This is a genomic window from Halorubrum amylolyticum (genome assembly GCF_004114995.1).
Classification (GTDB): Archaea; Halobacteriota; Halobacteria; order Halobacteriales; family Haloferacaceae; genus Halorubrum; species Halorubrum amylolyticum.
This window is the reverse complement of the sequence record NZ_SDJP01000051.1, coordinates 1-10,334: the sequence shown is the minus strand read 5'-3', so window position 1 is coordinate 10,334 and position 10,334 is coordinate 1. Positions and strand designations below refer to the sequence as shown.

Annotated in this window: 8 protein-coding genes; 7 read left to right on the top strand and 1 reads right to left on the bottom strand. The window is 64.6% G+C overall.

Annotated elements, in window-relative coordinates; genetic code table 11:
* Positions 1-383: 383 nt before the first annotated feature.
* The 7 genes from ESO89_RS17720 (at position 384) to ESO89_RS17690 (ending at position 8,160) form a co-directional block, all read left to right on the top strand.
* Positions 384-1,628 (top strand): MFS transporter, encoded by a 1,245-nt coding sequence (locus ESO89_RS17720; protein ID WP_128906732.1) that lies wholly within the window; start codon positions 384-386, stop codon positions 1,626-1,628.
* Between the two features lie 157 nt (positions 1,629-1,785).
* A complete protein-coding gene (locus tag ESO89_RS17715; protein ID WP_128906731.1) occupies positions 1,786-2,289 on the top strand; it encodes a universal stress protein in 504 nt (167 codons plus the stop codon).
* 112 nt (positions 2,290-2,401) lie between these two features.
* On the top strand, positions 2,402-3,853 hold the full coding sequence (gene xacF / locus ESO89_RS17710; protein ID WP_128906730.1) for a 2,5-dioxovalerate dehydrogenase: 1,452 nt from the start codon (positions 2,402-2,404) through the stop codon (positions 3,851-3,853).
* Positions 3,854-4,008: 155 nt separating this feature from the next.
* On the top strand, positions 4,009-4,941 hold the full coding sequence (locus tag ESO89_RS17705) for a dihydrodipicolinate synthase family protein (protein ID WP_128906729.1): 933 nt from the start codon (positions 4,009-4,011) through the stop codon (positions 4,939-4,941).
* A gap of 70 nt (positions 4,942-5,011) precedes the next feature.
* Entirely contained in the window at positions 5,012-6,112 is a 1,101-nt protein-coding gene (locus ESO89_RS17700) for a mannonate dehydratase (protein WP_206731795.1), read from the top strand.
* A gap of 67 nt (positions 6,113-6,179) precedes the next feature.
* Complete coding sequence (locus ESO89_RS17695; protein WP_128906728.1) at positions 6,180-7,037, top strand: NAD-dependent epimerase/dehydratase family protein; 858 nt, start codon at positions 6,180-6,182, stop codon at positions 7,035-7,037.
* A 55-nt stretch (positions 7,038-7,092) separates the two neighbouring features.
* On the top strand, positions 7,093-8,160 hold the full coding sequence (locus tag ESO89_RS17690; RefSeq protein ID WP_128906727.1) for a lactonase family protein: 1,068 nt from the start codon (positions 7,093-7,095) through the stop codon (positions 8,158-8,160).
* Positions 8,161-8,314: 154 nt separating this feature from the next.
* Here the strand turns inward: ESO89_RS17690 and ESO89_RS17685 are convergent, their stop codons facing one another.
* Positions 8,315-10,072, bottom strand: a complete 1,758-nt coding sequence (locus ESO89_RS17685) for a glycoside hydrolase family 2 protein (protein ID WP_128906726.1) — start codon at positions 10,070-10,072, stop codon at positions 8,315-8,317.
* Between the last annotated feature and the right edge of the window lie 262 nt (positions 10,073-10,334).

Below are 10,334 nucleotides of genomic sequence, written 5' to 3'. Positions count from 1 at the left end.
GTGGATCATCACGAACCTCCGCTGCCAGCTCATACAGCCCGATTTGTGCGCCTCCTATGAGATGGTGGCGAAATCAGCTCGGGCTAAACACATACGTTCAGTATAATTGGATAATATCCCTCTCCGAGAGCCGCAGGGAGGGAGCGCTCGCCAGAGTTGCGGCGGATCGGCGAAGGAGCGGTTGGCGGCCGTTCAGCGGTGTCGGTCGACGCCGTCCGACCGAGGGTTCAAATCGGTATGCAGCGGGCGCGTTGTCACTCCCGTATTGGAAAGATATTTATAATGTTTGTATATAATTAGGTGTGTATGCAACGCTGTCCCATAGGAGGTAGACTACTGACTGCGCACAATCCGGAGACCGGAACGAATCTTGGTGAGTGAGCATGTCGGAGACCTATTCGGAGTCTTTCAAGTGGTCGAAGCTCCTGACGCTGGTGTTGATCGGGATCATCCCCTCCTTCTCAGGGGCGCTGATCAACCCGACCATCCCCGCGATCCAGCAGACGTTCTCGCATGTGCCGAACTCCGAGACGCTGGCACAGCTGGTCAGCACGACGTCCGCGTGGATCGTGATCGTCGTCGCGCCTCTCACGGGGTACCTGCTCGACAAATACGCCCGCAAGCCGATCCTGATCGCTGCGGTCATCATCTACGGGGCCGGAACGAGCATCGCGTTCTTCCTCGATTCGATCTACCTGATCCTCGCGACGCGTATCCTCGACGGCATCGCCGTCGGCGCGCTCATGGTGACCGTCCCGACGCTCATCGCCGACTACTACTCGGGCGGCCGCCGTGAGTCAGTCATGGGGTACTACGGTGCCGTGCAGGCGGGCGGTGGCGCCGTCGCGGCCGTCCTCGGCGGCTACATCGCGGGAGCCCTGGGCTGGCGGTACATCTTCCTCGTCTTCGCCGGGGCGCTACTCTTCGTCCCGCCGATCCTCCGGCTCCTGCCCGAGCCCGAGGTCAAAGAATCCCAGCGGGACGACGAGATCAGCCGGCTCGAGGCCGTGGCAAAGATCGTGCGAGAGTCGCCTGTGAAGGTGATTGCCGGAATCTACTTCCTCGTGCTGTTCGGCATGCTGACGAACAACCTCATCATGATCGAGGTCCCGTACTACCTCCAAGGGTCGCTCGGCGTGAGCGACTCCCAGACCGGCCTGGTCATCTCGAGCGTCATGATCGTCGGCGTGGTCATGGCCTCGATGTACGGCCACATCAAACAGCACTTCCGGCACGTCACGCTCCTCACGGCCGGATTCGCCCTCGCGGCGGCGGGCTTCCTGCTGTTCACCGCCGTGGAGATCTTCCCGGTCGTCCTCGTCGGCATCATCGTCGCCGGCGGGATGGGGTTCGGGCTCCTCCTACCCACGGTGAACGACTGGATCGCGTCGATCGTTCAAGAGGAGGTCCGCGGACGGGCACTCAGCGGCGTGACGATGATGATGTACGGAGGGTTCGCCCTCTCGCCGTTCGCGCCGATGCCGCTGGTCGACGCGTTCGGGCGCGTGGGAATGCTCCGGACCGTCGGCTTCCTCCTGCTTATCGTCGCGGGTGCCCTCGTGACGGTGTGGTTCGTCAGTCGATCCACTGCATCGCCGACACCGGACGGGACACTCTCTGACGACTGATCTGCGGACACGACCGTCGACGTGGCCGGTGATACCCGGTCACCTACTCCGTCGTGTAACACTCGCTCAGCATGAATTATCGCAGGCGTCCATTTGTTTCATATTCTGTTATTTAGAAATATAAATTTACTTATAGCAGGTGAACGAAGGTATTTCCGTGACAATCGAGACAGTTCTGCTCCCAGTCAGCGATTCGGACGAGGACCGACTCAATCGACTCGTCGACGCCGTTTTGGAGATCGCTGCTCCGACCGGCGCCACCGTTGTGGTAGTTCACGCCATTCCGGACAGGGACGACGACACCGTGACCACGATACCAGCGATAAGCGGTGGTAACTATCCGCAAGTCCTCTCTCAGCCCGAGTACGACGACCTGCTCGATCAGTACCCGGACCACTCCGTCGACGACATCGTCGCCGAACACGAGACGGTGCAGTCGGTGACGGACCGCCTCGACGACGCCGCCGTCGAGTACGACGTTCGCGGTGCGGTCGGCGACCCCAGCGAGGCGATTCTCGAACTCGCCGGAGAGGTCGACGCCGACCGATTCGTTATTGGTGGCAGCCGCCGGACTCCGACCGACAAGGCCGTCTTCGGGAGCCTGTCACAGACGCTGCTCCTCGAGGCGCCCTGTCCCGTAACCTTCGTCCACGGTGATTGACGACGCGGGCGACGCCGACGGCCGCGCGCATGCGACTGCCTCGCGGATGCTATGGGACTGACCGCTTTATCAAAGCAAAGCATTTGTATCAGGGGCGCCGATTTTAAGGTGGATGCCAACAGTCAGCGAGAACTACATCGATGGAGAGTGGACGGCTTCCGAGACGGGCGAGACGTTCGCCGTCCGGAACCCGGCGGAGCCGTCGTCGATCACCGGTCGGTTTCAGGCCTCCGCGGCCAGTGATGTCGAGGCCGCGGTCGGGGCCGCGGTCGACGCGCAGGAGGAATGGGCAGACACCCCGGGTCCGGATCGCGGCGACGTTCTCAAGCGCGCGAGCGAACTCCTCGCATCGCGGAAGGAGTCGGCGACGGAGAGGCTCGTCCGCGAGGAGGGGAAGACGCGCTCCGAGGCGGCCGGCGAGGTCCAGCGCGCGATCGACATCTTCGCGTACTACGCCCAGAAATGTCTCGACCTCGGTGGAATGAGCAAGTCCGCCAGCGGGCGGAACACGGAGCTATACACCAAACGCGAGCCGCTCGGTACCGTCGCGCTGATCACGCCGTGGAACTACCCGGTCGCCATACCCGCGTGGAAGCTCGCCCCCGCGCTCGCCGCGGGGAACACGGCCGTCATCAAGCCCGCCTCCGCCGCACCGGGCATGACGGCGGTCCTCTTCGAGTGCCTCGACGAGGCCGGACTCCCGGACGGGGTCGCGAACATGGTGACCGGCTCGGGCGGCGACGTGGGGACGCCGCTGGCCGAACATGACGACGTGGACGGCGTCTCGTTCACCGGCAGCACCGCCGTGGGGACCAGCGTCGCACAGAGCGCGGCGGACGATCTCAAGCGCGTCCAGTGCGAGATGGGCGGCAAGAACCCGACCGTCGTGATGCCGAGCGCCGACGTCGACGAGGCCGCAGAGATACTCGGCGTCGGCGCGTTCGGGACGACGGGACAGTCGTGTACGGCGGCGTCCCGCGCGATCGTCCACGAGGACATCTACGACGAGTTCGTCGACGCAGTGGTCGCATACGCGGACGACATCGCGATCGGATCGGGCCTCGACGATCCTGACATGGGACCGCACGTCTCCGAGAGCGAACTCGAGTCGACCCTCGAGTACGTCGAACTCGGTCAGGAGAAGGGAGCGACCCTCGAAACCGGTGGCGAACGGCTCTCCGGCGGCGAGTACGGCGACGGGTACTACGTCGAGCCGGCGGTGTTCTCTGATGTCGACAACGACATGCGGATCGCACAGGAGGAGATCTTCGGGCCGGTCCTGTCGGTTATCGAGGTGACGGACTTCGAGGAGGCGCTGGCGGTCGCGAACGACGTGGAATACGGGCTCTCCGCGAGCATCGTCACGCAGGACCTCACCGAGGCCGACGAGTTCGTCGACCGGATCGAGGCGGGCGTCGCGAAGGTCAACGAGAAGACGACCGGGCTCGAACTCCACGTCCCCTTCGGCGGGTACAAGAACTCCTCGACGAACACGTACCGCGAGCAGGGAGACGCCGGTCTCGACTTCTTCACGTCGACGAAGACCGTGTACCGGAACTACTGACTACGCGGACGACCGGAGACATATGCGGTCGAAGTTGCTCGGCCGCGGAGGCATTCCCGCTGGATCGTATTTCGCCCGGCAGCAAACGAATGCGGCAGTTGTAACCATTTAACGATGGATTTAACCGCTATGGCCGTATCGTGAGGGATGATGCCATGACAGTAGAGCAGGTCAAACAGCAACTGCGAGACGTAGCCGTTGGAGTGCTCACGCCCTTCGACGAGCAGCGAGCGATCGAGTACCGAAAGATCGAAGAGAATGCGCGGTCCCTTTACGACGAGGGGATTCGGACGTTCTTGGCGGCTGCAAATATCAGCGAGTACCACTCCCTGTCACGGCGGGAGCGGATCGAGAGCGTCGAGACGGTGGTCGAGGCACTCCCCTCAGACGCGTGCGTCCTTGCCGGTGTCGGCGGGAGCACGACCGACGCGCTGGAACTGATCGAGGAGTACAACCGGGTTGGCGCCGACGCGATGATGATCATGCCACCGGACCACACCTACCTCCACGAGCGGGGGTTACTGGAGTACTATCGCGAGCTGTCGGCGGAGACGGACACGCCCCTCGTTCCGTACGTGCGTGGGTTCGATCCCTCGGCGGAGTACCTCGCGGACCTCACTCGGGTCGACGGCGTCGTCGGGATCAAGTACGCCCTGACGGACCCGGTGAAGCTGGGCGAGGCGATCCGCGTCGGCACCGACGACGTGGTCTGGGTCAACGGACTCGCGGAACCGTACGCGGTGTCCTTCTGGGCGGAGGGCGTCGAGGGGTTCACGGCCGGCGTGAGTAACTTCCGACCGGAAGTCGGGCGGGAACTCTTCGACGCGCTCTCGGACGGCGACTGGGAGCGCGCCCGCGCGCTCAGGGACATCTGTCTCCCGTACCAGCGCCTCAGAGACGAGACGGGCCAGAACAACGCGCTCGCGGGAGCGATCAGCGTCCCGGCCGTCAAGAAGGGGCTCGAACTCGCCGGGTTGTACGGCGGTGAGGTGCGGGAACCGATCCGCCCGCTTCCGCCTGAGACGGCCGACCGGGCCGAAGCGATCTACGACGAACTGGACGGGGAGATCGACCGACTCATCGGCTGAGCGGACGACCCTCGGAGCGATCGTCGCCGACGTGCCGCCGAACGACACCGCGAAACGGAGATACACCATCATGAGACAAGATCACGAGATCACGCAGCAGGACCGACCGGAGACAGAGACAGACCAGCTACCGCTCAGGACCGGGCTTCGGACCCGAACCCTGTCGGACGACCGCCTCGCGTTCTGCCAGCAGATCGGCGTCGAGGACGTGTTCCTCGACCACCGGTCCCCGCGCGGCGATGTGTTCGAGGACGAAGGGAGCGGGGACGACGAGACGATCACCATCGACGACGGGGTCGTTCCGAGCGTGTCGGAGCTCGTGCAGGCCCGCCGGCGCGCGGAGGACGCCGGACTTCGACTGCTGGGGATACAGTCGCTGAGCTATAACGTCTACGGGAAGATCATGCTCGACAAGGACGGGAAGGGGAGCCAGCTCGATACGATCAAACGGCTCATCCGGAACCTCGGGAGCGCGGACATCCCGATCCTCGGATACCAGTGGAACCCCCGCGGGGTCGTGCCGATGCGGACCTCTCAGACCGTGCGACTGCGCGGCGGGGCACGTGGCCGAGAGTTCGACGTCGATGACCTCGACGCGCCGTACGAACCCGTCGACGACCTAGAACGCGAGTACACCGAAGAAGAGCTGTGGGACAACTACGAGGCGTTCCTCGAAGAGGTGCTTCCCGTCGCGGAGGAAGCCGGGGTACAGCTGGCTCTCCACCCGGCGGATCCGCCGACGGTGGAGCAGCTCGGCGGGATCCCGCGCCTGTTCCGGAACTTCGAGGCGTTCCGGCGGGCGATGGAGATCGTCCCGAGCGACAACCACGGGCTCAAACTCTGTCTGGGTTGCTTCTCGGAGATGCCGGACGCGGACATCGAGGAGGTAATCACGCACTTCGGCGAGGACGACGACATCGTGTTCGTCCACTTCCGCGACGTCGTGGGTATCTGGCCGCGATTCACCGAGACGTTCCTCGACGACGATCGGAGCAACTTCGACTCGGTGGCTGCGATCGAGCGGCTCCGCGAGGTCGGATTCGACGGCGTCGTGGTCCCGGACCACGTCCCCGAAGTCGTCGGCGACACGGAGTGGGGCCATCGGTCGCGCGCTCACGCGGTCGCCTACCTGAACGGTATCCTGTCGTGTACCGACGGCGGGGGACGGTGAGCCGGCGCGCTCGCATGGCTGTTCACGGCCCCATCGACATACTTCACGGCCCCATCGACACACTCGTATGAACGTCCTCGTAACTGGGTCCTACGGCAGGTGTGGGACCGCGATCATCGATCACCTCGACGACGAACCAAACTACGACTTCACCTATCTGAACCGGTCAGATCGCCCGCCAGACCACCGCTACGGCGGCTTCGACACCCGAGTCGCGGACATCGTTGACCACGACGCGATCCGGCCCGCGTTCGACGATCAGGACGCCGTCGTCCACCTCGCGGCGTATCCCTACACGGACGGCGCGTGGGGAGACGTGTTCGAGCCGAACGTGGTCGGAATGCACAACGCGCTCGAGGCCGCCCGGGACGCGGAGGTGGAGACGTTCGTGTTCGCCTCGACGAACCACGTGATGGGGATGTACGAGGAGGAACACGCCCCGGAGCTGTACGATCCTGACTACGACCTGCGGCTGGACCCGACCGATCCCGTTCGACCGGACTCGTGGTACGGGGCGACGAAGTCGTTCGGCGAGGATCTGGGCCGCTACTACGCGGAGCGAGACGCGTACCCCCGACGGTTCTACGCGCTCCGGATCTGTTCGGTCCTTCCCCACGGGATCGATCACCCGTACGGGCGGGCCGAACGCCGCGTCGAAAACGGGGAGATCGAGCGCGGTAGCGACGCCTACGACCGATCGGTGGCACGGACGAAAGCGACGTGGCAGTCCCGCCGGGACTTCGCCCACCTGGTCGAGCGTTGTCTCGCCGACAGAAGCGTAACGTTCGACGTCTTCAACGGCGTCAGCGACAACGACCGGCGATGGTTCTCGATCCGGAACGCGCGGGAGCGTCTGGGGTACGAGCCGGACGACAACGGCGAGGAGTGGGACGGACCGCCGACCGACTCGAACACCGCCGTATAAGAACACGAAACCACGGACACGACAGAACACCTCATGACCACGACTACAGATCACTATGACGACAGCTGAACGTATCGCGGCCGTCGGAACGTATAGCGCAGCGACAGACGAGAGCGTCTACACCGTCGCGGTCGATCCCGACACGGGATCGATGCGGCGGCTCGACGCGGCCGCGGCCGGGCCGGACCCGACGTTCGTGACGTTCGGCCCGTCAGGACGGTACCTCTACGCCGCAGTTCGGGAGGAGGAAGAGGGTGTCGTCCGGTCGTACGCGGTCGACCGCGACACCGGCGAGCTGACAGAACGTGACAGCGCCAAGAGTGGGGCCGCGGCCCCCTGCTACTGCTCCGTCGACGAGTCGGGGTCCGTCCTGCTGGTGGCGCACTACGCCGGCGGCGCCGTCTCGATGCTCCCGCTCGATTCCGACGGCGGTATCGACTCGCCGTCCGAGGTGATCGAACATCACGGGTCGAGCGTCGACTCCGAGCGGCAGACCGCCCCGCACCCCCACTCGATCACGCTCGGACCGGAGGAGCGCTTCGCGTACGTGCCGGACCTCGGCACCGATCAGGTCCACATCTACGCGGCGGGGAGCGACGGTGACGGCGCCCCCTCGTTGTCCTGCGTCGACGCGCTCGATCTCGCGCCCGGTTCGGGACCCCGGCACCTCTCGTTCGCCCCGGACGGCGAGCGAGCGTACCTGATAAACGAGCTCGACTCAACCGTCACGGTCCTCGATCGCGAGTCCGACGGGACGCTGACCGAGCGAGCGACCGTCTCCACACTATCCCCTGAGTTCGAGGGAGACAACAAGACGGCCGAAATCGCCGTCCATCCGTCCGGGGAGTTCGTGTACGGGTCGAACCGCGGCCTCGACACCATCGTCACGTTCGCCGTCGACGGGGGGACGATCGAGCGCGTTGACCAGACGCCGACCGGAGGCGAGTGGCCACGTCATTTCGCGATCGGTCCCGACGGCGAGCGGTTATTCGCGGAGAACCGCCACACGAACGACATCGTCGCGTTCGACATCGACGCCGAGACTGGCGCCCTCTCAGTGACGGGCGAGTCACTGTCGGTTTCGGAGCCCGTCTGCATGCAGTGGCAGCCGGATCGGATCTAACGCTCGGCGAGTGCGACGGCGGGAAAAAGGAACGCGACCGTCGTTTTCTACGCTCGCCTCGGCGGCGCTGTCCTCGGCGACAGAGACTCCGGCGACATCGATCCCGGCGACAGCAGTCTCGGTGACAGCGATCCTGACGACACCGGCCGCGGCGTCAGCGGTGCGTCTGGTAGAAGTCGCGCAGCACGTGGAATGCCTGTTTTTTCCGGCCGTGCTGATCGACGACGCCCTTTCGGTTGTAGCCGCGCTGGAACTCGTTTTGCCGCATCGGGGCGCGGAAGTCGAAGAGGATCCACGGCGAGAAGCCGACGATCTGGTCGTTCTCCGCGGCGGCCTTCGTCTGCCCTCGGTAGATCGCCGCCTGATGCTCTTCGGTCCATCGCTCGTCCGCGTCGCCGTAATGGCCCCACTTGGCGCCCCCACCCGTCTCCGAGATGACGACGGGTGTGCCCTCGGCCTCCTCTTGGAACGCCTGCATGTTGTCGGCGTCTCCGTAGTACCAGCCGTGGTACTCGTTGATACCGATGACGTCCAGATGCTCCTCCAGCGGGTCGCGAATCTCGAGACCGTCGTCCGTCTCGTCGACGAAGCAGGCGGCGGTCACGAGCCGCGTGTTGTCGAGAGACCGGACGTACTCCGCCATCTTCGGGAGAACCTCGTTCCTGGTGTCGTCGGCGTGGTCCGTCTCGTTCGCGATGGACCACATCGCGACGGAGGGGCGGTTCCAATCGCGCTGGATCAGCTCGCGGAGCTGTTGGCGGTACAGCTCCTGAATCTCCTCGTCGCCGAAGTTGATGTCCCAGTAGGCGGGGACCTCCTCCCACAGGAGGATTCCCTCCTCGTCGGCCCGCCGGGCCATCTCCTCGGTGTGCGGGTAGTGAGCCAGCCGTGCGTAGTTACACCCGAGTTCGTTGATCCACTGGAACCGCTCCTCGATGTCCTCCGAATCGAGCGCGCGGCCCTTACCGGCCGATTCCTCGTGCAGTGCGATGCCGCGCAGCCAGAGGGGTTCGCCGTTGAGCAGCACGTCACCGTCGCGAACGCGCAGGTCGCGGAGCCCGACCCGGTCCTCGACGGCGTCCGCGCCGGCCTCGACGCGGACCGTGTAGAGGTGGGGGTCCTCGGTGCTCCACAGCGAGACCTCCTCTTCCGAGAACTGGAGCGACCCGGTGAACTCGCCGTCGCCGGCCAGTTCGAGCGTCGCCTCCCGATCCAGTTCCGGGAACGCGACCGAGACGGCGGGGTCGTCCTCGTCCGCACCGTCGATCCACGCGGAGACGCTCACGTCGACGGTCCCGTCGGCGAGCTCGGACTCGACCTTGAAGTTGCGCACGTAGGCGTCCGGGACCTCGACGAGGTCGACGGACCGGTTGATCCCGCCGAAATTGAACCAATCGGTCGCCTCGTTGGGGATGCCGTCCTCGTACCGCTGGTTGTCGACTTGGACGACCAGCACGTTCTCGCCGTCCTCCAGCGCGTCGGTCGCCTCGAAGGCGAAGGGGGTGTATCCGCCTTCGTGAGTGCCCAGCAGCTCGCCGTTCAGCCAGACCTTCGTCTTGTAGTTGACCGCGCCGAACCGGAGGAAGGTTCGGTCGGCGGCAGCGTCGGCGTCGAGGTCGAACGTGCGCGCGTACCAGACCCATCCCTCGTAGTGGCGGAACTCGGGAATCTCCTCGCCCCAACTCGACGGGACAGTAACCGAGCGACCGTCGTGGATGTTGAAGTCGCACGGGTCGTTCTCCTCCGACGCGCCGGGGTCGTAGATGGACTTCACCGCGAAGCCGGCCGGGTTGTCGTCCTCGTCGTCGAAGAAATCCTCGAAGTATCCCTCGAAGTTCTCGTACTGGTCCGGGATCGCCTGCCACGTCCCGTCGAGCGATCGCGTCTCTCGGGGGTGTGCTAACAGGTGCATCACGGGTAACTGGGACAACGAGTATATTAAAAATATCGGAACGATCAGATCCGAGTATCCATCGAGAGAGTCTCGGCGACTCCGAGAAGGCGGACAGAAACGAACGCATTCGCCCGGCACCCACAGTTCAATAGTATTGAACCCGTGGTTCTCGTAAAAATGAAACGTACGTGTTTAGCCCGAACTGATTTCGCTGCTATCTCATAGAAGGCGCACAACTTAGCCTGTATGAACTGGCAGCAGAGGTTCGCGATGATTCTCA